The 21,310-nt window shown below is 42.2% G+C and carries 22 protein-coding genes; 12 read left to right on the forward strand and 10 right to left on the reverse strand.

Annotation, left to right across the window (positions count from 1 at the left end; genetic code table 11):
- Positions 1–10: 10 nt before the first annotated feature.
- From AC6H4V_RS03830 to trpC, 4 genes are read left to right on the forward strand one after another with little or no spacing between them, the layout of a single operon-like run.
- On the forward strand, positions 11–709 hold the full coding sequence (locus AC6H4V_RS03830; RefSeq protein WP_497607530.1) for a tRNA1(Val) (adenine(37)-N6)-methyltransferase: 699 nt from the start codon (positions 11–13) through the stop codon (positions 707–709).
- Entirely contained in the window at positions 694–1,077 is a 384-nt protein-coding gene (locus AC6H4V_RS03835) for a YkgJ family cysteine cluster protein (protein ID WP_497607531.1), read from the forward strand. Before AC6H4V_RS03830 ends, AC6H4V_RS03835 begins: the two co-directional genes overlap by 16 nt.
- Complete coding sequence (locus tag AC6H4V_RS03840; protein WP_497607532.1) at positions 1,067–2,362, forward strand: tetratricopeptide repeat protein; 1,296 nt, start codon at positions 1,067–1,069, stop codon at positions 2,360–2,362. The genes AC6H4V_RS03835 and AC6H4V_RS03840 overlap by 11 nt, the downstream gene beginning before the upstream one ends.
- Positions 2,359–3,144 carry an indole-3-glycerol phosphate synthase TrpC gene (trpC, locus tag AC6H4V_RS03845; protein ID WP_497607533.1) on the forward strand — a complete coding sequence of 262 codons (786 nt, stop codon included), beginning with the start codon at positions 2,359–2,361 and terminating at the stop codon, positions 3,142–3,144. The genes AC6H4V_RS03840 and trpC overlap by 4 nt, the downstream gene beginning before the upstream one ends.
- 244 nt (positions 3,145–3,388) lie before the next feature.
- Here the strand turns inward: trpC and AC6H4V_RS03850 are convergent, their stop codons facing one another.
- Positions 3,389–3,832, reverse strand: coding sequence for a GatB/YqeY domain-containing protein (locus AC6H4V_RS03850; protein ID WP_497607534.1), 444 nt, complete (start codon positions 3,830–3,832; stop codon positions 3,389–3,391).
- Between the two features lie 77 nt (positions 3,833–3,909).
- Here AC6H4V_RS03850 and flgH point away from each other — a divergent pair, with 77 nt between their 5' ends.
- Genes flgH through AC6H4V_RS03865 form a run of 3 tightly spaced genes read left to right on the forward strand, consistent with a single transcriptional unit; the run spans position 3,910 to position 7,270 of the window.
- Positions 3,910–4,632, forward strand: a complete 723-nt coding sequence (gene flgH, locus AC6H4V_RS03855) for a flagellar basal body L-ring protein FlgH (protein ID WP_497607535.1) — start codon at positions 3,910–3,912, stop codon at positions 4,630–4,632.
- Positions 4,607–6,034: a hypothetical protein gene (locus tag AC6H4V_RS03860; RefSeq protein WP_497607536.1), complete on the forward strand. Its 1,428-nt coding sequence runs from the start codon at positions 4,607–4,609 to the stop codon at positions 6,032–6,034. Before flgH ends, AC6H4V_RS03860 begins: the two co-directional genes overlap by 26 nt.
- Entirely contained in the window at positions 6,035–7,270 is a 1,236-nt protein-coding gene (locus AC6H4V_RS03865) for an EAL domain-containing protein (protein WP_497607537.1), read from the forward strand.
- Here the strand turns inward: AC6H4V_RS03865 and AC6H4V_RS03870 are convergent.
- Positions 7,222–8,880: a SulP family inorganic anion transporter gene (locus AC6H4V_RS03870; protein ID WP_497607538.1), complete on the reverse strand. Its 1,659-nt coding sequence runs from the start codon at positions 8,878–8,880 to the stop codon at positions 7,222–7,224. The genes AC6H4V_RS03865 and AC6H4V_RS03870 overlap by 49 nt on opposite strands.
- A gap of 1 nt (position 8,881) precedes the next feature.
- Positions 8,882–11,509 carry a valine--tRNA ligase gene (locus AC6H4V_RS03875; protein ID WP_497607539.1) on the reverse strand — a complete coding sequence of 876 codons (2,628 nt, stop codon included), beginning with the start codon at positions 11,507–11,509 and terminating at the stop codon, positions 8,882–8,884.
- A 113-nt stretch (positions 11,510–11,622) separates the two neighbouring features.
- On the opposite strand from AC6H4V_RS03875, the gene AC6H4V_RS03880 reads away from it, so the two are divergent.
- Complete coding sequence (locus AC6H4V_RS03880) at positions 11,623–12,120, forward strand: rubrerythrin family protein (RefSeq protein WP_497607540.1); 498 nt, start codon at positions 11,623–11,625, stop codon at positions 12,118–12,120.
- 43 nt (positions 12,121–12,163) lie between these two features.
- On the opposite strand, the gene AC6H4V_RS03885 is transcribed toward AC6H4V_RS03880, so the two are convergent.
- The 3 genes from AC6H4V_RS03885 to napG are packed head-to-tail and all read right to left on the reverse strand — an operon-like array spanning position 12,164 to position 14,741.
- A complete protein-coding gene (locus AC6H4V_RS03885; RefSeq protein WP_497607541.1) occupies positions 12,164–13,117 on the reverse strand; it encodes a WD40 repeat domain-containing protein in 954 nt (317 codons plus the stop codon).
- Entirely contained in the window at positions 13,114–13,938 is an 825-nt protein-coding gene (napH, locus tag AC6H4V_RS03890) for a quinol dehydrogenase ferredoxin subunit NapH (RefSeq protein WP_497607542.1), read from the reverse strand. Before napH ends, AC6H4V_RS03885 begins: the two co-directional genes overlap by 4 nt.
- On the reverse strand, positions 13,935–14,741 hold the full coding sequence (gene napG, locus AC6H4V_RS03895) for a ferredoxin-type protein NapG (RefSeq protein WP_497607543.1): 807 nt from the start codon (positions 14,739–14,741) through the stop codon (positions 13,935–13,937). The genes napH and napG overlap by 4 nt, the downstream gene beginning before the upstream one ends.
- A gap of 163 nt (positions 14,742–14,904) precedes the next feature.
- On the opposite strand from napG, the gene AC6H4V_RS03900 reads away from it, so the two are divergent.
- The 4 genes from AC6H4V_RS03900 to AC6H4V_RS03915 are packed head-to-tail and all read left to right on the forward strand — an operon-like array spanning position 14,905 to position 18,279.
- Positions 14,905–16,980: an ATP-dependent helicase gene (locus AC6H4V_RS03900; RefSeq protein ID WP_497607544.1), complete on the forward strand. Its 2,076-nt coding sequence runs from the start codon at positions 14,905–14,907 to the stop codon at positions 16,978–16,980.
- 45 nt (positions 16,981–17,025) lie between these two features.
- Complete coding sequence (locus AC6H4V_RS03905) at positions 17,026–17,520, forward strand: c-type cytochrome (protein WP_497607545.1); 495 nt, start codon at positions 17,026–17,028, stop codon at positions 17,518–17,520.
- Entirely contained in the window at positions 17,520–17,936 is a 417-nt protein-coding gene (locus AC6H4V_RS03910; protein WP_497607546.1) for a hypothetical protein, read from the forward strand. The genes AC6H4V_RS03905 and AC6H4V_RS03910 overlap by 1 nt, the downstream gene beginning before the upstream one ends.
- Before the next feature lie 58 nt (positions 17,937–17,994).
- Entirely contained in the window at positions 17,995–18,279 is a 285-nt protein-coding gene (locus AC6H4V_RS03915) for a TFIIB-type zinc ribbon-containing protein (RefSeq protein ID WP_497607547.1), read from the forward strand.
- Between the two features lie 2 nt (positions 18,280–18,281).
- On the opposite strand, the gene AC6H4V_RS03920 is transcribed toward AC6H4V_RS03915, so the two are convergent.
- The 4 genes from AC6H4V_RS03920 to AC6H4V_RS03935 are packed head-to-tail and all read right to left on the reverse strand — an operon-like array spanning position 18,282 to position 21,300.
- On the reverse strand, positions 18,282–18,977 hold the full coding sequence (locus AC6H4V_RS03920; protein ID WP_497607548.1) for a c-type cytochrome: 696 nt from the start codon (positions 18,975–18,977) through the stop codon (positions 18,282–18,284).
- Between the two features lie 45 nt (positions 18,978–19,022).
- Entirely contained in the window at positions 19,023–19,799 is a 777-nt protein-coding gene (locus AC6H4V_RS03925) for an EI24 domain-containing protein (protein ID WP_497607549.1), read from the reverse strand.
- Positions 19,796–20,737, reverse strand: coding sequence for a DUF3137 domain-containing protein (locus tag AC6H4V_RS03930; protein WP_497607550.1), 942 nt, complete (start codon positions 20,735–20,737; stop codon positions 19,796–19,798). The genes AC6H4V_RS03925 and AC6H4V_RS03930 overlap by 4 nt, the downstream gene beginning before the upstream one ends.
- An 8-nt stretch (positions 20,738–20,745) precedes the next feature.
- Positions 20,746–21,300 carry a LemA family protein gene (locus tag AC6H4V_RS03935; RefSeq protein ID WP_497607551.1) on the reverse strand — a complete coding sequence of 185 codons (555 nt, stop codon included), beginning with the start codon at positions 21,298–21,300 and terminating at the stop codon, positions 20,746–20,748.
- Positions 21,301–21,310: the final 10 nt, after the last annotated feature.

The following is a 21,310-nucleotide window of genomic DNA, read 5'->3' on the forward strand; positions in this document are numbered from 1 at the left end:
AAGGTTTTTAATGCTTCTTTATCAGCCATCTTCGGGCTACTGTTACAACAGCGATTCTATCTTTTTATATGATTTTATCAGCTCATTTTGCCCAAAGGGAAGAGTTCTTGATGTCGGGGCAGGGTGTGGAGTTGTCGGGCTTTTGGTGGCAAAAGAGCATCCAAAAGTAGAACTTGAAGCGGTTGAGAAGCAGGATGTTTTTGTGGAGTATGCTACCATCAACGCAAGAGTAAACAAGATAGCTTACAAGATACATAAAAAAGATTTTTTGGAGCTTGAAGAGGATGTGAAGTATGACTACATCATCTCAAATCCTCCTTTTTATCATGACGGTGTGACTAAGAGCCAAAACGAGATATTATTTAACGCACGCTATAATATCAATTTACCGTTGGATAAATTTTTTAAAAAAGCCTCAAAGCTGCTCAAACCAAATGCACACTTTATCTTCTGTTATGATGCTTCACAGTTTGGGCTTATCTGTGCAGAGCTTGAGAGGGTCAAAATGAGAGCGGTGGATGTGCAGTTTGTGCATCCAAAAAACGACAGAGCTGCATCGCTTGTGATGGTGCATGCAAGAAACGGTTCAAAATCGCTTATGAAAGTTTGGGAGCCGTTTATCAGTTTTAATGGGGATGAGTTTTCGCAAAAGGCAAAAGAGATATATGCAAAAGCAAAGGCGCAGAGTATAAAATGTCAAATACAATAACACAAGAGGGATTTAGCTACTCTTTTGACCCTTCTGCATGCGCTGCTTGTCAGGCTAAATGTTGTACGGGAGAGAGCGGGTACATCTATGTCAACCCGCAAGAGATAGAAGCCATCGCCTCGTTTTTGGGGCTTGAGGCTGATACGTTTATGCAAAAATTTCTCTTCAAAAACGGCTACAAATACTCCATCAAGGAGCGCAAAGCGGAAGATAGCTATGAGTGTGCTTTTTATGACAGAGCGTCTAATGGTTGCATGATTTATGAGGTACGCCCTATGCAGTGCAGAACTTTTCCTTTTTGGGATTATTTTAAAACAAGAGTTGATGAGCTAAAACTTGAATGCCCAGGAGTTGTGGATGCTTCGTAATATAAAAGTGTGTATGGCACTGCTTCTTTTTGTTCTCTTTAGCGGTTGTGCTATGCATAGCCCGAGTGAGCCAAAAGGGTATGAAAAAAGCTTTGCGCATGAGGATATTTACATACTTACCGCACTTTATGCAGAAGAGTTGGGTGATTATGAGAGTGCATCGAAGATGTTTGAATCTCTTTACAAAGAGACGGATAAAAAAGAGTACTTCTACCGTGCGCTCAAAAATGATATGGCAGCACAGCAGTATGAGAAAATAGTCCAAAAAGCCGATGCAGCCGCGCTAACGATAGAAGATGTAGAGCTCAAGAGATTTAAAGTTGTAGCGCTTATGAGACAAAACCGACTAGAAGATGCAAAAGAAGCGGCTCTAAAACTTGCTACAAATTCTAAAAATGTTGATGATTATCTTTTGGTGGGTGATATTTATGTCAAACTCAAAGAGTATGAAGAGGCGCTCAAGTCGCTTGAGAGTGCCTACGCAATCGAACATAACGAGAAAATTATGGGTAAGATGGCGATTATTTTGTATATGAATCTTGAGAGAAAAAAAGATGCAATCGCACAGCTTGAAACCTACTCAAGAATCTACGGTTGTTCTGTTGACATCTGCAACATGCTAGCAGGATTTTATAGTAACGAAAATGATGTAGATGCACTCGTATCCACCTACTTGAGGATGTATAAGCTAGAGAACAACAGTGAGATAGCAAAAAAAATAGTGCAGATTTATGGATATAAACGAGAGTATCCAAAAATGAGAGAGTTTTTAGAAGAGAGCAAAAGCGATAATGAACTTTTATTGCAGCTTTATATCCAAGAAAAAGCGTATAAAAAAGCAGCTGCTATGGCAGGGGAGCTTTATGAAGAGAGCGGAGATGCTCTTTTTTTAGGGCAAAGTGCTATATTTGAGTATGAGAGCAGTGAAGATAAAAATGACAAAGCGATGCAAAAGAGCGTTATCGCAAAGCTAAAAGAGGTTATAGAGATAAAAAAAGATGCGATGTATCTCAACTATCTGGGTTATCTGCTTATAGACCATGATGTTGATGTAAAAAAAGGAATCGTCTATGTGCAAGAAGCACTCAAAATTGAGCCAAATTCTGCTTACTATCTTGATTCTCTTGCATGGGGATACTATAAACTTCAAAAATGCAGTGAAGCGGCAAAAATTATGAAAAAAATTCGTACGATGCAAGGCGGAGACAATGAAGAGGTTGTGAAGCATGCTAAGGCGATAGAAGAGTGCGAGAAAATTCAAAAAAGGAAAAAAGAACAAAAATGATTTTAGATGAGATAATCAAAAAAACAAGAGAAGATGTTATAAAAAGAGAGAAGGAGTTTTCACTTGACTGGTTGGGACGTTCACTTGCTTTTAACGCAAGAGCGCCACGTGATGTTTTTCCATACCTCACAGCTACACCTGAGGACCCTTATAGAATCATCGCTGAGGTAAAAAAAGCATCCCCATCAAGAGGCGTGATAAGAGAAAATTTCGACCCAATTGCAATAGCACAAAGCTATGAGCGTGGCGGTGCTAGTGCTATCTCGATTTTGACAGAACCTCACTTTTTTCAGGGAAATCTCGACTATCTGGGGCAGATTAGAAGATATGTGGGCATCCCGCTTCTTAGAAAAGATTTTATCGTTACAAAGTATCAGATACTTGAAGCGATGGTTCATGGTGCAGACTTTATACTACTTATTGCAGCGGCACTGAGCAAGAGCGAACTAAAAGAGCTTTTGGGCTATACACGACATCTCGGTATGGAAGCGTTGGTTGAGGTGCATGACAAGAGCGATTTGGTAAAAGCTATCTATGCAGGAAGTGACATCATCGGCATAAACCACAGAAACCTCCAAACTTTTGAGATGCACATGAACCTCTCTTATGAGCTTATCCCAATGATACCAAACGGAAAAGTTATCGTTGCAGAGAGCGGTATCTATGAGCATGGACAGCTGGAAGATTTAAGTAAAGCTGGTGTGGATGCTTTTTTAGTAGGCGAATCTCTTATGCGTCAAGACGATGAAGAGGCGGCACTTAGAAAACTGAAGTTTGGTTGATTTTTAATTTTTTTGTGGTACAATTTTTATGCGAATACAATTTTCTTCATGTGAGCGATGGAGTGACAATATAAGGTTAGTGGGAGTCATGAACCACTAGCCTTTTTTTTTGTCCTCCAAAGTTCACATTTAGAGGGGGTTCTTTATGGATAAGCTTGTATTCGCATTACTGCTTATGTGTGTATTTGCACCGTTACTTAGGTAATGCCAAGGGGTTTTTGCCCCTTGCCCCCAAATAATTTTTTTAGCCAATCAAACTTTTCGCACACTCGTTGATTCTTTTGCCATCAGCCTTGCCTGATAGCTCTTTGCTCGCTGCTCCCATCACTTTTCCAATATCTTTGATGCTTAAAGCACCTACTTTTGCTATTATCTCTTTGAGCGCCAAGGTTAGTTCATCGTCGCTTAGTTGGGCTGGGAGATATGTTTGATAGTAGGCGATTTCATCGAGTTCGTTTTGCATCAACTCTTCACGTCCTGCATTTTTGTACTGCTCGGCGGCATCGTCTCTTCTTTTGATCTGCTGTTGGATGATTTTGATGACATCATCGTCACTTAACTCTTTGCGCTCATCAACTTCTATCTGTTTAAAAGCACTCATAAGAAGTCTTAGCGCATCTCTTTTTTTTGCATCTTTGGCTTTCATAGCCTCTTTTACATCTTCACTGATTTTATCTCTTAAACGCATACTTTTGCCTTTTTCTTTGGAACTATTCTTGCTATGATTATAACGAAATAAAAAGATAAAATTTTAAGAGAGATATAATGAGAGAGAAGTTTTTACTGTTTTTACTACCTATTTATGCTATACTGTTTTTTTCTGGGTGTACTGCAAAGTTAACAGAGCCTGAGATTGATTTTGAGCCGCCTGCTTATGTGGAGCAGATGCCATCGCGTGAAGATAGAAAAGATTTTACTTCAGTTGGGAGCATTTTTGGGCAGGGTGATAATCCTCTCTTTTCTGATCACAAAGCGATGCATGTCAATGATATCGTGACCGTGGTTATCTCAGAGACGGCAAAGAGTTCAAATACAGGTTCAAAACAGCTTAGCGAGAGCGATTCGCTTGGTCTTGGCGGCGGTGCTTTTACTTCAACTGGAACAAACTCAGCGGTAAATTCTGCAGTAAACAAACTTAATGGCATTGCCAATATAGGCTTTAATGCAGGTTCTGAGAGTGCATACCAAGGGCAGGGAAGTGCAACTAAAGATGCCTCTTTTAAAACGACTGTTTCTGCGAGAATAGTCAAAGTTCTAGAAAATGGGAACTACTTTATCTCTGGAAGCAGAGAGATTCTCATAGATGACCAAAAGCAGATTATTCAGATAGGCGGTGTTATCCGTCCTTATGACATTGATCAGAGTAACACAATCAACTCTTCACAGATGAGTGAGGCGAAGATTCTTTATAAAACACAAGGGGATGTGGAACGTGCGACAGAGCAGGGGTGGGGATCAAAAATTGTTCAATCTGTGTGGCCGTTTTAGTCTCTGGTTTCTGCTGGCATTGACACCGCTTTATGCGCAGCAGAGTTTTAAGGATTTTAAAAAAGTTCAAGTCGAGTCTTTTAAAAGCTACAAAGATGAAAGAGATAGCGCCTTTGAAAAATATCTTAAAGGGGAGTGGAAAGCGTTTAGCGAGCAAAAGCCCACGCCTCTTTATGAAGAACCAAAACCCTTAGAAATTACTCCCGCAGCACCTCAAGCACAAAATCCTGTTGGTCCAAAAATATATCTTCAAATCAAAGAAGATACAAACAACTCTGTTGTCGCTGAGGTAAAACCTCAAATTATCAAACAAAAAGCACTCTCTTTTGATTTTTTTGGGACAAAAATGGCGTTTGACGTCTCTGAGAGTCTTAAAAAAAGCAACTTTTATCCGCAAAATCAGAGCGGGATAACTAACTTTTTTACAACCGCAGCTTCAAGCGAGTATGAGACGCTTATATCTGACATTCAAACTACAGCACAAGAGATGGAACTCAATGATTGGGGTCTTTATCTTTTAGTGACAAAAATCTCGCAAATGGCGACATCAAATCCAGATAATGCAAATCTCTTAAGTTGGTTTTTGCTAAACAAACTCGGCTATGCGGTTAAAATCGGCATAGCAAATGGGCACACAGTTTTGATGCACTATGCGCAAAAAACCATCTACGCTACGCCAAGATACAGTTTTGCAAACAAAAACTACTATGTTGTCGCCAACTATGCAAAAGGGAGTGCGGGGCGGGTTTTTTCTTATGAGCAAGAGTATCCAAATGCGACAAAAGAGCTTGACCTCTCTTTGGAAAAACTCCCAAATTTTGTGCTAAAGAGGCAACAAAAACTGCTTCAATTCTCTTTGCAAGGAAAGAGTTATAGCATCCCTTTTGCTTACAATAAAAATCTTATAGACTTTATGGCAACATACCCACAAGCAGATTATGAAACTTTTTTTAATACACCGCTTGAAAAAAGCACTTTAAGTGATTTGAGTATCGCTTTTAAAGAGCATATCAGCGGAAAAAAAGCGAGTGAAGCTATCAATTTTATGCTCCATTTTGTGCAGAATGCCTTTGTCTATCAGCAAGATAATGAGCAGTTTTCACGCGAAAAAGTGATGTTTGCGCAAGAGACGCTCTACTATGACAAATCCGATTGTGAAGATAGAGCGGTTCTTTTCTCTTCTCTCATCAAAGAGTTTTTCGGTATAAATGTTGTGGGAGTAAAATATAAAGACCACATGGCAACGGCACTTTATATCCCTCTTGAGGGAGATAGTGTGAGTGTAAAATCTAAAAGGTTTGTTGTTGCCGACCCGACTTATGTGAATGCAACTCTAGGGATGAGTATGCCAAAGTATAGAGCTATAAAACCAGTAGAATATATCGTTGTAAAGCAGGACTAAATGATGCAAACACCACACTATGACTCTTTAACCAATGTTGCAAACAGATTTGCTTTGATTGAGTATTTGCAAGATTTGAAACATGCAAATATTTTTTTGGTTGATATCGATAATTTTAACAATATTAATAACAACTACGGATTTGAGACGGGAGACAGGGTGCTTGTGCGTATAGCGGAGCTTCTCTCTTTGGCAAAACCATACACTTCTAAGCTTTTTCGCATCAACTCCGATGAGTTCGCGATTGTCTGTTTAGAGATGATGAGCGTGCAAAGACTCTCAGATGCGGCAAGTTCGATGATTTCCTTTTTTGACCAAACCGAGATAGAGATAGCCAAAAACCTAAACATCAAAGTCTCCATCAGTGTAGGTATCGCCATAGGAAGCGGATGTGAGATACTCAATCAAGCTAGAACGGCGATTGAAGAGCTTCGAGAGCATAAGCGCGCATCGTTTAAGATTTATGATGCAGGTTCTGCTTTTATCAAAAAACAGCAGGAAAATATCTACTGGATACATAAGATTAAAGAGGCTTTTGAAGAGGAGCGACTAGTTACTTACTACCAGCCGATACTCAACAATGCAACCAACAGAGTAGAAAAGTATGAGTGCCTTATCCGCATTTGTGAAAATGGCATCCTCACGCCTCCTATGAGATTTATGGAGGCTTCAAAGCTTACAGGAACGCTCTCTCTTGTGACCAAAACAGTTATTGCACAGAGTTTTAAGATGTTTAGTGCGAATGAGGATGAATTTTCTATCAACATCACCAATACAGATCTCTATCTCAACTTTTTAGAGGAGTTTTTGCTCAAAAATGCAAAGAAGTATGGTATTTTGCCATCAAGAGTGGTTTTAGAAATCCTCGAAGATATCGACACCCTCAACACCCCTGAGATACTAGAGCAGCTCAACTCCCTAAGACGCCATGGGTTTAAAATCGCTATCGATGATTTTGGAAGCCAGAGTTCAAACTTCTCGAGGCTTTTGGAATTTTCACCTGATTATCTCAAAATCGATGGCTCTTTTATCAAAAATATTCTAGAAGATAAAAAAAGTCTCATTATTGTAGAGGCAGTTATCTTATTATGTAAAAAAAGCAATATTAAAATCATCGCAGAGTTTGTCCATAGCGCAGAGGTTCAAGCCAAAGTGAAAGAACTTGGCATCGAATACTCACAAGGATACTATCTTGGAGAGCCATCTGCGGAGCTTGGTAAAAGCTCTTTTGCATAAAAAAGCGCCCTTGAGAAAGAGCTAAGGATATTTTCATCTCCTACAAGAGAGACAACGCCCCCTTTGTTAAGCTCTTTTAAAACACTCTCTTGAACTCCGGATAACACTATCTTTACTCCTGCATGCTGTAAGATTTTGATCATCTCTTCAAAGTTATGCAGAGCCGTTGCATCCACAAAAGGGACGTGGCGCATGCGGATGATGAGGATTTGGCTTTGAAAGCCTATGTTTTTGATAACCTCTGAGTACTGTTTTGCGGAGGCAAAAAAGAGTGGACCGCTTATCTCATAGATGCTAATGCCCTCCGGAACATTTGAGTAATCCTCCAAAACATCGCTATCCACACGAGATGGAGTGTTTATGCCGATGTCTGCCATACGTTTCATAAAAAGAAGCGAGGAGAGTACGACACCGATTTGGATAGCTACCGTTAAATCGACAAATACCGTGAGCAAAAAGGTACTCAGCAAAACGATGATATCAAAAGGAGAACCTCTTAAAATAGCAACGAAAGAACGCCATTCGCTCATGTTATAGGAGACGACTATCAAGATTCCTGCCAAACAAGCCATAGGGATAAGTTTTGCGTAACTTGCAAAAACAAGCATGATAAAAAGAAGTGTGAGTGCATGAACTATGCCCGCTATGGGTGTTCTCGCACCGTTTTTGACATTGGTTGCAGTTCTGGCGATTGCTCCCGTTGCGGCGATACCCCCAAAAAAGGGAGTGATGACATTTGCTATGCCTTGCGCTATAAGCTCTGTGTTTGAGCGGTGTTTTGCGCTTATCATACCATCCGCTACAACTGCCGAGAGAAGAGACTCAACGCCTCCAAGAAGAGCGATGGTAAGAGCAGGGGCGATGTACATGTGGAGCGTGCTAAACTCTACGGATGGGAGCGCAAAACTAAAACTGCTCGGAATCTCGCCAAAAAAAGACTCAATCGTAGTTACTGGAATTGCAAATATTTGCACGATAAGCGTTATAAGTATGATGGCGAGAAATGAACCGGGGATTTTTGTTGTGATATGTTTGGAGTAGAGTGTAATAAGTATGGTTGTAGCGGTAATTGCCACGGCATAAAGGTTGGCTTCATTTAGGTGTGAGAAGTAAACCATCCACTTTTCATAAAATTCCGACGGTAGTTTGTCGATAGGAAGCCCAAGCGCATCTTTTATCTGGGTGGAGAAGATAACGACCGCAATACCGCTTGTAAAGCCTACAATGAGCGGATGGGGAAAGTATTTGAGAAGATTGCCAAGGCGCAAAAGCCCAAAAACAATCAAAATAACCCCTGCCATCATGGTAGAGACCATCAAACCATCCACGCCGTACTGTTCAACTATAGCATAGAGGATGACGATAAAAGCTCCCGTCGGACCGCCGATTTGTACTCTGCTTCCGCCCAAAAACGAGATAAGAAAACCCGCAACAATAGCGGTAATTAGCCCTTTTTCAGGCGATACTCCCGAAGCCACCGCAAAAGCGATAGAGAGAGGAAGAGCAACGATGCCCACCACGATACCCGCAAAGATATCAGTGGTAAGCTGCTCTTTGCTAATGCCTGATTTGAGCAGAGTAAAAAGTTTGGGTTCGAAAAGTTTGCTCATTTTAGTTTTGCAGTGAGTGTAACTGCTCTCTTACTTTTGTCTGCTTATCTTGTGCATCTGCCAAAAGTTCACGGTTTTTTGCCAAAACATCTTCCGGCGCATTTGCGACAAAGCGTTCATTGTTTAACATACCGCCGATTTTGTCTATCTCTTTTTGAAGCTTCTCATCCTGCTTTGTGAGACGGCTGATGATAGGCGTGAGGTCGATGCTTTGTGTCGGGATAAATGTTTCGCACTTTTGAGAGATGTCGCTTATCGCATTTTCTACTTTTGTGTCCGTAAACTCTACAACTTCTACTTTTGCAAGTCTTGAGATAAACGGTCTCATCGACTCTTGCTCTTTCTCGGAGATGCCCTCCATCTTGACATAAGCTTTTTCTATCTTCTGGTTTGCCAAATCAACCAAAACTTTGGCACGGCGGATAGAGACGATAGCGTCCATGATAAGCTCAAATTTCGCCTCATCCCTCTCTCGTTTTTTAGTTTTAAACGGATACTTCATAAGCATAATCGACTCGCCGCTCTCTAAGCTCGTGCCTGAGAGTTCATGATAGAGATACTCTGTGATGAATGGCATAAACGGATGAAGAAGCTTCATAGCCTCTTTAAAAATCGCTCCAAGCTCTACGATAGCACCTTTGTCCGCCTTGCTAAGTTCAATCCCCCAGTCACAAAACTCATTCCATAAAAAGCGGTAAAGCACCGTTGCGGCATCGTTAAATCTGTACTCATCCATACATGTGCGAACTTCAAGTGTAGCCATGTTGAGGCGAGAGAGCATGTACCTTCCAAGGTCGCTCTCAACACAAAATCCTCTCAAGTCAGGGAATGTTTCAACATTCATTTGAAGGAATTTTGCCGCATTGTAGAGCTTGTTTGTAAAGTTGCGGTTCTGCTCCAGTTTGTCCGTACTCATACGGATATCACGCCCTTGCGCCGCAGAGATGGCAAGAGTAAAGCGGAGTATGTCGGCACTGTATTTTTCTACCATATCAAGCGGGTCGATAACATTGCCTTTTGATTTGCTCATCTTCTGTCCATGCTCATCACGAACAAGTGCGTGAAGATAGATGTGGTTAAACGGTAGTTCGCCCACAAAACTCTCTCCCATCATCATCATTCTAGCCACCCAGAAAAAGAGGATATCAAAACCTGTGATGAGAAGCGAGTTTGGATAAAAATCTTTCATATCTTGTGAAGTGAAAAGCTTGTCCATATCCACATCGCCATTCCCCCAGCCAAGTGTCGAAAACGGCCAGAGTGCGGAGCTGAACCAAGTATCAAGCACATCTGGGTCTTGAGAGATGTTTTTTGAAGCACACTTTGGACACGCATGCTCTGCATCCTTAAGGCTTGCCCACTCATGGTCGCAATCACCGCAGTAAAAAATAGGGATTTGATGCCCCCACCAAAGCTGACGAGAGATACACCAGTCACGCAAATCTCCCATCCAAGAGTTGTAGGAGTTTATCCAATGCGGCGGGAAAAATTTCGCTTCGCCGTTGTTAGTTTTTTCAATCGACTTCTTTGCCACTTCGCTTCTGACAAACCACTGTTTTGAGATGTAAGGTTCGACTACATTTTTACATCTGTAGCAGTGTCCGACTTGATGTTTGTGGTCTTCAATTTTTACTATAAAGCCCTCATCTTGAAGTTTTTTGACGATAATCTCACGAGCTGCAAGTCTCTCTAAACCTTGAAACTCCCCTGCATACTCGTTTAAAATTCCTTTTTCGTCAAAAACCGTGATGAACTCCAAGTCGTGTCTTTTGCCAACTTCATAGTCGTTTTGGTCGTGTGCGGGAGTGACTTTTACCACACCCGTTCCAAAGGACATATCTACATGCTCATCGGCGATGATGGCTACTTCTCTGCTTGTAAGCGGAAGTTTTACTTTTTTGCCTAAAAGATGCTTGTAGCGTTCATCTTGGGGATGCACCATAACGGCAGTATCGCCGAAGTAGGTTTCAGGTCTCGTTGTTGCAACTTCTACAAAGCCGCTTCCGTCCGCAAACGGGTAGCGGATATGGTAAAACTTGCCGTCATGGTCTTCATGCTCAACTTCTATGTCGCTAAGTGCGCCGTCATGCGTACACCAGTTTACCATGTAGTTTCCACGAACGATAAGCCCTTGGTTGTAGAGATGGACAAACGCCTCTTTCACGGACTTTTGAAGCCCCTCATCCATGGTAAATCGCTCTCTCTTCCAAGCGGGACTTACGCCCATTTTACGCAGCTGTGAAGTCATGATGCCTGCTGACTCCTCTTTCCATTCCCACGCTCTTTTTAAAAATGCCTCTCTGCCAATCTCCTCTTTAGTCGTTCCCTCTGCAAGAAGCTGTTTTTCAACGACATTTTGCGTCGCAATCCCCGCATGGTCAGTCCCTGGTTGCCAAAGAGTTTTGTAGCCGTCCATGCGTTTGTAACGGGTGATGATGTCTTGAAGCGTAAATGTAAGTGCGTGCCCTATGTGAAGTCTGCCCGTAACATTTGGTGGAGGCATCATGATGGAGAAGTTTTTTCCCTCTTCTTGAATGGCTTTGTTGCCATCTACTTCAAAGTAGCCTCTCTCTTCCCAAATTTTATAAAATTTATCTTCTGTAAGTTGCGGTTCGTAGCTGTTTGACATGGTTGTTTACCTTGATTTTTCTGGTTTAAAAGTTCGCGATTATAGCTAAAATCTAGTGAGTATTAACTTATCAAAGGTACAATCTATGCCCATAAAACAACAAAGGAAGCATCATGCCAAATACAAAAGAGAATTTAGAAGTAGCATTTAGCGGAGAGAGCGGAGCGTACCAAAAGTACAGCGCATTTGCGAAACAAGCGCAAAAAGACGGTTTTACAAATATCGCAAAGCTTTTCCGTACAACCGCAGAAGCTGAGAAAATCCACGCTGAGGGTCACTTAAAGGCGATGGACAAGATAGGTTCAACGCTAGAGAACCTCGAAGCGGCAATCAGCGGAGAGACTTACGAGTATGAAGATATGTACCCGCCTATGTATGAGCAAGCAGTTGCTGAGGGACATAAAGCAAAGAAAATGTTTGGCTGGGCGATGGAAGCTGAAAAAGTTCATGCCGAGCTTTACAAAAAAGCCCTTGAAGCAGTTCGTGAGGGAAGAGACCTTGATGAAGTAGGGATTTATCTCTGTCCGCTTTGTGGTTACATAGAGATAGGAGAGCCAACAGAAAATTGTCCGGTTTGTGGCGTAAAACCCTCTGGATTTGTGCAGATTTAAATACATTTGCCTTTGTTCGCAATGAGTGTTGTTGCGAACAAAATCACTTTGCATCTAGCTTCCAAAAGTAAAGCGTTCCCCCCTCATCAGCAGTGAGCAGTTCGCTATTTGAGATAAAATCTATTTTTACTATTTTCGTCGTATGTTTTTTGAGCAGATACAACTCTTTGAGCTTCTCTGTTTCTACCACCGCGATATCGTCATCCTCATTTTTGCTAAATGCTACTTGCGTTGCATCGGGGCTTAGCGCTACGCTGCTTATGAAAAAATCTGCGTTTGTCATCGCGAAGCTCTTTGGAGATTTGTAGAGCACAAGGCGTTTGTCTTTGCCACCTGTTGCAAGTATGCCACTTTTGTAGTCGATGGTAAAGATGTCGCGCTTGTTTGCCTCTTCGTAACTCTGTAAGATTTTTCCGCTTTGCACTTCTACCTTAAAAACGATGGGTACTTCGTTGGCGGTGAAGAGAGTTTTTTTGTCCTCACTTAACACAAAGTCTGAAAAACTTGCTTCGTTGAGAGGAGTTTTGTAGAGAAACTCTCTCTTTGGTATGTCAAAAAGGATGAGTTCATTTTCCATCGTGTTGATGATAATTTGGTTGGTGTTTGCAAACTTTATCTCTTTTGGGGCTATCTTTTGTGAAGCATCCAAGAGTTTAGTAAGCTTTTTTTGCTCATAAAGGTAGATGTCTCCCCATGAATCAACGTGTCTTGTCGAGAAGATAATCCTACCATCAAAACTATCTACACTTGCAATGATGATGCCGATTTCATCCCCCAAAATGCTTGTTTGCTTAGCAATAGTGATTTTTTCTACAAGAGCAGCGCTTGCAAGATTGTAAATGGCAAGGCTACTCTCTTTAGTCGCCACGATTAGCTTCCCATCCGCTCTTACAAAATCACTCATCGCATCACCTACTTTGATGCTTTTGTAGGGCGTTAGCTCTCTGGCAAAAAGAGCGTAAACCCCTAAAAATAGAAAAATTATAAATAACTTCATGCTCCCTCCTTTAACTGTTTTGCTATGCCCACGATAGAGACCTCAAATGCGCCGCTATCGCAAACTTCTATACATCTGGCACATTTTATGCACTCTTTTCCCGTGATGATGTAGCTCTTTTTGCCCACCGATGATAAAACTTGAACCTCTGGGCAGACTAAAAAACACTCTTGCGAGTGGATACATTTGTCCACGTCATGGCTGATTTTGATAAGTGAGTATTTGCCCACAAGCGCGTTAAACCCGCCAAGCGGGCAGATGTGTCCGCACCAACCGTATTTTTGGGAAAAAAGGTCAAAAAAGAAGAGTGCCAAAAGAAAAAACCACCCAATCCCAAAACCAAAGATGATGCCTCGATGCGCTATGCCTATGGGGCTGATAACTTCAAATGCCGAGATAGAGAAGACAAATGAGAGAAGAAGTGTCAGCACGATAACCCAGTAGCGGACTTGACGGCTTAAAAGAGATGGCGCATCTTTGCTTCCAAGACCAAGTTTTCTTCTAAGTGCGGCGGCGGTTTCGGTGATGATGTTGACGGGGCAGACCCATGAACAAAAAAATCTTCCCCCGACAACTCCGTAAAAAAAGAGTACGACAGCCACACCGATTAAAACATCCGCCGAGAGAACAGCCCCCGCAAGAAAGGTTTGAAGCGTTGCAAAGGGGTCGCTAAGCGGGATAAATCCAAACAAAAGAGATGAGCTTAGGTTTCCTTTGAGCATCTCCCACCCATAGAGATTTGCCAAAAAGTAGCTACCAAGCACAAGAAGTTGTGTGGTGCGGCGTGCGAGATAGTATCTGTATCTGAAAAGTTTGCTCATTTGTAGATCCCCTTTAAGATGCCATCGACATCGTTTACATTGTCAAGTGCGCTTTTTTCATTGCGTTTGGTCTTCTCCATCGTAACATCCGCCGTGTTTTTCTTTGCCCTTGCCTCATCCTCTCTATCCCATCCCACAACATAGTGTGACCCACGCTCATACGCCGATAAAAAGAGAGGAAGCACTTTGATAGATGGGGTGTTGGTAGGACAAGCGTGTTCGCACAGACCGCATCCCGTGCAGGCATCAGGGTTGACGACGGGCGTAAGGTAGGCGTGCATCCCCGTGCGTTCGTTGCGTTCGTTTTTTTGCATGATAGCGACATCTTCAAGCGGACAGGCACGGATGCACATGGTACATTGAAGCCCCAAATACGCTAAACATGATGCAGTGTTGATGGTGGCAAGTCCCATTCTGGCGTTGTTGATGGAGAAGTGCCCTTTTTTTGTAAGGCGTTCAAGGTTGAGCGCATCTGTCGGACATGCACTCGCACACGGAACATCGATGCAGAGGCGGCACGCATTTTCTCGTGGGGTAAAGTATGGCGTACCTGTCGGTACATCATCGGAAACGGTGGCGAGTTTAAGCACATCAAACGGACAAGCACTCACACACATCCCGCAATGCAGACAGGATGCTAGAAAATCCTTCTCGCTGAGAGCGGCAGGAGGGCGAAGAGCAAGCGTTTGCGCTTGGGACTTTGTAAGATACGCACTCCACACAACACCGCCCAAAAGAGTATAACCTATGCCATAAACGCTTTTTTGTAAAAAAGATCTTCTATTTAACTCTTTTTCTTGCATGTTCTACCCCTTTGAAACATTGCAGATAGAACCATTATAGTGATAGTTTTTTTAAATTCTATTGAAAGGTCGTATTATTTTTTGTTATAAAACATATTAGGTAAAATCTGGGTTTAAACCTTTCTAAGTATAATCACGCTTCAAAATTACCGTAGGAGCAGATGTGCCACTTTCCCGTCTCAATGCAGAGCAGTATCTTGCCGCTACATCCAAAGCAACACAAAATCTCATCATTGCTTCAGCGGGAACGGGCAAGACATCTACCATCGTGGGGCGCATTGCCCACTTGCTGGGCAGCGGTGCCAAACCTAGCGAGATTTTGCTTCTTACCTTTACCAACAAAGCCGCCGCCGAGATGGTTCAGAGGGTAGCGGACTATTTTGGCAAAGATGTGGCTTCAAAGATAGATGCGGGAACTTTTCATGCGGTGAGTTACAGATGGCTTAAAAAGGATGATAAAAAGGTCGTTTTAAAACAGCAGCGAGAGCTTAAAACGCTCTTTAGAAGTGTCTATGAAAAACGCTCTTTTGGGCATTTGGGAGCGGAGATTGCGCCTTATGGCGGAAACTATCTTTATGATGTTTACTCTTTTTACCAAAACACGGAGTTAAACGCCCATTTTGAAGATTGGATAAAGTCAAAATACCCGGAACATGAGCCTTTTGCGATGATTTACGCCGATATCGTGGATGAGTTTGAAGCACTTAAAAAAGAGTACGGCTTTGTCAATTTTAACGATTTGCTGCTCAACTTTCGCAAACTATGCGCCACCAAAGAGCTTGGATACAAAGAGGTGCTTGTGGATGAGTATCAAGATACCAACGCACTTCAAGGCACGCTCATAGATGCCATGAACCCACCATCTCTCTTTTGCGTTGGGGATTATGACCAGAGTATTTACGCATTTAACGGTGCGGATATCTCCATCATCGGCTCATTTTCCAAAAAATACCCAAATGCCACGGTTCATACCTTGACAAAAAACTACCGATCCACCGTCCCCATCCTCTCGCTTGCTTCAAAAGTCATAGAGTACAACGAGAGGATTTACCCAAAAAAACTCGAAGTGACAAGAGTACAGCACGCAGAACCTCCGAAACTTCTGGCGTATGATGAGCTTTTTGACCAGTACCACGACATCGCTCACAAGATAAGCAGAACACAAACAGTGCGTGATGAGATAGCCGTTATCTTTCGCAACAACTCCTCCGCCGATGGTATAGAGGTGGCTTTGCGTGAGCTTGGCATCAACTGTAGGAGAAAAGGTGGGACGAGTTTTTTTGATGCACGTGAAGTAAAAGCGGTTTTGGATTTTTACACACTGCTTGTCAATGAATCCGACATGATGGCGTTTATCCACCTTTTTGAGTTTGCAAAAGGGGTCGGGAGTGCGATGGCAAAAGAGATATACATTGCACTCAAACGCCTTGGACATGGGAGTATCTTTTATGGACTTTACGCTCCGGATGTCTCCATAACCAACCCTTTTGAGAAGAGAAAACTCAACCATCAGCTAGGGCTTTTTGATGATTTTTTGGAGCTTGGAAGTGTGGCAAAGTTTGCAAAATGCAACTTTGAAGAGAAGTTTATGAAAAATCCCATCTTAAAACACCCAAAACTCACAAAAGAGAGTGCGACATTTTTGCACGATTTTTATCTTCTTTTTCGTGACCTAAAAGGTGTAAAACAGCCTCGTACCATCGTCAAAAAAATCGCAGATTCCGCCATCTACACCTACATAGCAGAACAACTCTCAAGTAAAAGAGCGTTGCTTAAAGACGGGACGATTGACGAGAAGCAAAAAGCCGAATCGCTAGTGCGGATAAAGCGAAAGATGATTTTGCTTGAAGAACTCTCCGTGCCATACAGTGAGCATGAACGCTTCTTAAACGCTATGATTTTAGGCTCATCAGACCTTACGCAAGGCGAGGGGGTAAACCTGCTAAGCGTCCATGCTTCCAAAGGTCTGGAGTACAAAGAGGTTTATATCGTTGACTTGATGGACGGACGTTTTCCAAACCGCAAACTCATGCAGCGTGGCGGTTCACTTGACGAGGAACGCCGCCTCTTTTACGTCGCAGTTACCCGTGCCAAAGATATACTCTATCTTAGCTATGCCAAATTTGACAAAATCAAAAAGATGAACTTTTTGCCATCTCAGTTTCTCTATGAAGCGGGGCTTGTCCCAAAAGATGAGAGTTACAGAGCGATGGTTTTGAAAGGAGAGGGCGATGATTAGTCTAAATGGGGCTATAATGGATGCATCTAAAATAGAGGAACAAAAATGAAAAGAGTTTTTTTAGCAACCGCAGTGTTGTTTATGGTAGGGTGTAGTGATGAGAAAAAGCAGAGTGAGCAAGTGGCGCAAAAAGAGGTGGTAACGCCAAAAGAGCAGGTTGCTCAAGAGGTAAAAACAGCTCCTGTTGTGCAAGAGGCTCCAAAAGAGGTTGTACAAGAAACACCCAAAGAGGCAGTAGCAGTGGCGCCACAAGAGGTTTCTACAGAGGTCGCTGCAGTTGCGCAAGCTCCAGAGGCGAGTGTGGATGGTGCTGCACTTTATCAGGTTTGCTCAGGATGTCACGGCGTGGATGGTTCCAAACCTGCACTTGGCAAATCACAGCCGATAAAAGGGTGGAGTGTTCAAAAAACTGTAGATGCACTTCAAGGGTATAAAAACGGAACTTACGGCGGTGCGATGAAAGGTTTGATGGGCTCTCAGGTCTCAAAACTTAACGATGCGCAGATAACAGCACTTGGAGAGCATATTTCCAAATTATAATGAAAAAAGTTTTTTTGTTTCTTTTTGCACTTCTTTTTTTAGGATGTGACGGGAAGCTTTACACAAACATCCATGATAAAAGCAAAGTTGGCGTGCATATCCCTTCCATAGAGATTGCCGCTAACGATGCATTTTCAAAAAAGAGCGTAGAGAGTATCATGCAAAAAAGAGACTTTGTAGTTGCATCCTCTGCGTATAGACTCAGAGCCGAACACAGAGACTATAAAAAAGCCTGCACTAACCCACTCTCAAAAACATCCTCGGACTATAGTTTTGATGGACTTGTAGCCATAGAACTTTTTTATAAAGAGCAAAAAATCTACTCCGCATATATGGACTACAAAGGTGAACAAAAAGAGGCACTTTTTGCAAAACTCATTGACGCAATGATGGATGATTTGCAGATACAAAAGTAGTGTAAATCCATCTATTTATCTGCCTTTGCTACAATTTTTTTAAAAAAAGGAGAGTACGATGCAGTGTCCTGTTTGTAAAGATGTTTCTTTGGTGATGAGTGAGAGAAGCGGTGTGGAGATAGACTACTGCCCATCATGTAGAGGTGTGTGGCTTGATAGGGGAGAGCTTGACAAGATTATAGAGCGCTCAGCGACTCAAAGCCATAGTCAAAAAGAGCAACAGCCATCTTATGGGCAAAAAAGCCACTATGAGAAACCACGCTACGACGATGCGCCACGTTCTCATGATGGGTACTATAAAAAGAAAAAAGAGAGCTTTTTAGCTGATATTTTTGACTTTTAAGACTAGGGGAGTGTGACTATCCACTCCGCCAATGTCTCAAGCTCTTTTGCTTCTATCTGTTTGAAAGAGGGCATAGCCGCTCTTTTTTCCCACTTCCCCTGACTTCCATTTTGGATACTTTGCTTCATCGCCTCTTTATTTGCCGCAAATTTCTCTTGAATCTTCTTTAGTGATGGTCCTACGAGATCTTTTTCTTTTTTATGACATCCCATACAGTTGTATTTGAGCGCGATTTTCTCACCCTCAGGGAGTGCGTCATACTTTGCTTTTGCCTCCATTGACTCGGAGAGTTTTTTGGGTGTAAAGTGCGAGAACATATACTTTGCTATGGCTCTGCTCTCATCATCGCTCACACTTATTTTGAGCGAAGGCATAAGACCATACTTCTTGAGGCTCTCTTTATCGCAAAAAGCCTTCTCAAGGCTTGGCTCTTTGACGTAGTCAACGACAAAATCGATAGCCTTATAGAGCTTTTGTGACTCATCACTCGCCTCTATAAAATCATAAACATGAAAAGCAACCGCCATCATCGGTGGAGCCACCTCTTTTTCACGCAGAAGCGGAGGTACACTTAGATCATGGCAAGATGCGCATTTTTGCTCTAAAAGAGCTTTTCCATCAAGCTCTTTGGTCGATTGCGGTTTGTCACATGCACTTAAAAAGAGTAGCAAAAGAGGAAGAAAAATTTTCACTATCATAACAAATCCTTTTCAAAATTATAATGCGAATTTATAAAAAAAAGATTAATTTCTTATTTTTCTTACCTCTTGAAAATAGGTATGTCCTAAGTAAATCACAAAAAAGATCGCTGTAAAGAAGATAACAAAAGGAACAAGCGAGAGCAGATAAAGTCCCGCTGTTTTTGCTCTGAGTTTATTGCCGCTAAAGTAGCCGATTTGCTTGTTCTCCTCTTTGGTGCAGATGGTTGAAGCGACGTCATAGGTGAGCATTTTGTGGAAAAAGTAGTAAAGAGGGATGTTGAGTGCTATGATGTTTAGAAGCGGGATAAAGTAAAGGGGGATGAACAGAAAGAAGAGAAAAAGCATTACCGCTGCCCATTTAAGTGCTAAAAATAGAGCCATTATGGGGTTGGAATGTCCTGTCATCGTAACATCTTTATAGTGCCGTGCTTGCAACTCTTTTAAGACAAAAGGGGTCAAAAAACCAATAACGATAACTGCTATAAAAACAGAGAGGTAGATGGTTAAAAAACCTCCCACGGTATAGATAAGAAAGGTTGCCAGCCATGAGGTAAGTGTGTAGCTCATAAGAAACTTGATGATGGAAGAGCCCTCAAGTTGCGCACTCAGGCTCTCTGTGTGTGGTACGCCGTTTTGGATGGTGGTTTGCGAACTCTCAACTTGCAAAGTTCCAAGCTGCTCCACTCCCATCCCCGCCAAACCAAAAAAGAAGCCATACATAACCACAAGCGTTATGAGAAAAGGCAAGATGGAAAATTTGAGCATTTTTGGAGTAAGAAAATCTTTGATACTATGTAAAAATAGCTCTCTCTCGCTCATCTTTTGCTCCAAAGTTTTTGGTTGAGTTTGAGCTCTTCTACAACACCGATGGCTAAATGAAGCGTTTTTACATACTCCATTGCCACTTTGTACTCTAAGAGTGAGCGAAAAACAGAGGGTTCAAAGAGGTCTTTGTCATAGCTTATCGCCATGTAGATATGCGTTCCCACAAAAGAGATATATACGGGATGTGCTGATTTGTGCTTAAAATCTAGCAGTTTTTTCATAAGTGCGTGCGAGAGGATGTAGCGTGCCTCTATCTGGTCGTTGGAGTAAACCACAAACTCCTTCTCAAACTCTGGGTCGTCCATCTTGACAAGTTCATCTCTTGCGGCATTGTTTGACTGAAGCCATTGCCCTATAAGCTCTCCAAAAGTGCTTTGCGCGCTATCTGGCAGGACGATAGTCTCACCGCTAAAATGTTTGTTAAAATCCGCAACGATAAAAAGCCCTTGAAAAATGGTACTCCACGTATCTTTACCTTTTGAATTTTGATGTTTTTTTTGGGCGTGGAGGTCTGAAAACTGGATGTTGATACCGTCAATCTGACCTTTTACGTAGTCATTGCCGCTGAGTTTGTCAGGTGAGGAGAAGAGTTTGGAGTGTTCAAAAAGATACTCTGAGACATGCGTTGTGGAGGAGTAGAGCAGACTTGCATCGATGGAGTGAACAAGCGGTTTGATAACGCTCATCTTAAACTCATGCGTGTAGTCATGGAGTAGAAATTTATAAGCAATGCCCCCAAGTGCGATGTAAGCAAAGAGAACAAACTCATAAAAACCTTTGAGCGAGTATGCCGCAACGCCCGCAATTACCGTGAGAAAAACCCCAACCATAATGATGCGGTGACTGAGATTTTTTCTATCCTTTTCCAGTTTTTCAAGTGTGGGATAGAGGGTTTTGTAGTAAAAGTCTGTCAGCTCGCTTACGCTTTTCATCGCTATGCCTAGCTAAAGAGCTCTTTTACATTGATATTTTGCCTCTCGCTCACATCAATTTCAAACACCTGTTTTCGTCCATAATGCATCAAAGACGCCATAAAACTTGTCGGTATCATCTCAATAGCGTTGTTGTAGTCCGTCACGGCTTGGTTGTAAGCGCGTCTAGCCGCCGATATCTGCTCCTCCACCTCATGAAGCGTATGTTGCAGATGCATCACGTTTTCATTTGCTTTAAGCTCAGGATAAGCCTCAACCGCCACCATGATAGAACCAAGAGCAGAGGTGATTTTTGCATCAAGCGCTATCTTATGCGCATCGCTGATATTTGGCTTTGTCGCCTCCGAGCGAAGTTTTGTAACCTCTTCAAGAAGCGATTTTTCATGCTCCATATATTTGCTCACACTCGCGACAAGATTTGGGATGAGGTCATAGCGTTTTTTAAGAACCGTATCTACGCTTGCAAAGATATTTTCCACCTGATTTTTCTTGCCTACAAGCGAGTTGTACATCAAGACAAGTATAAGAGCCAAGACACCTAGGATAATAAGAGAAGTTGACATAAGCAAATCC

Source organism: Sulfurimonas lacustris (assembly GCF_059705355.1).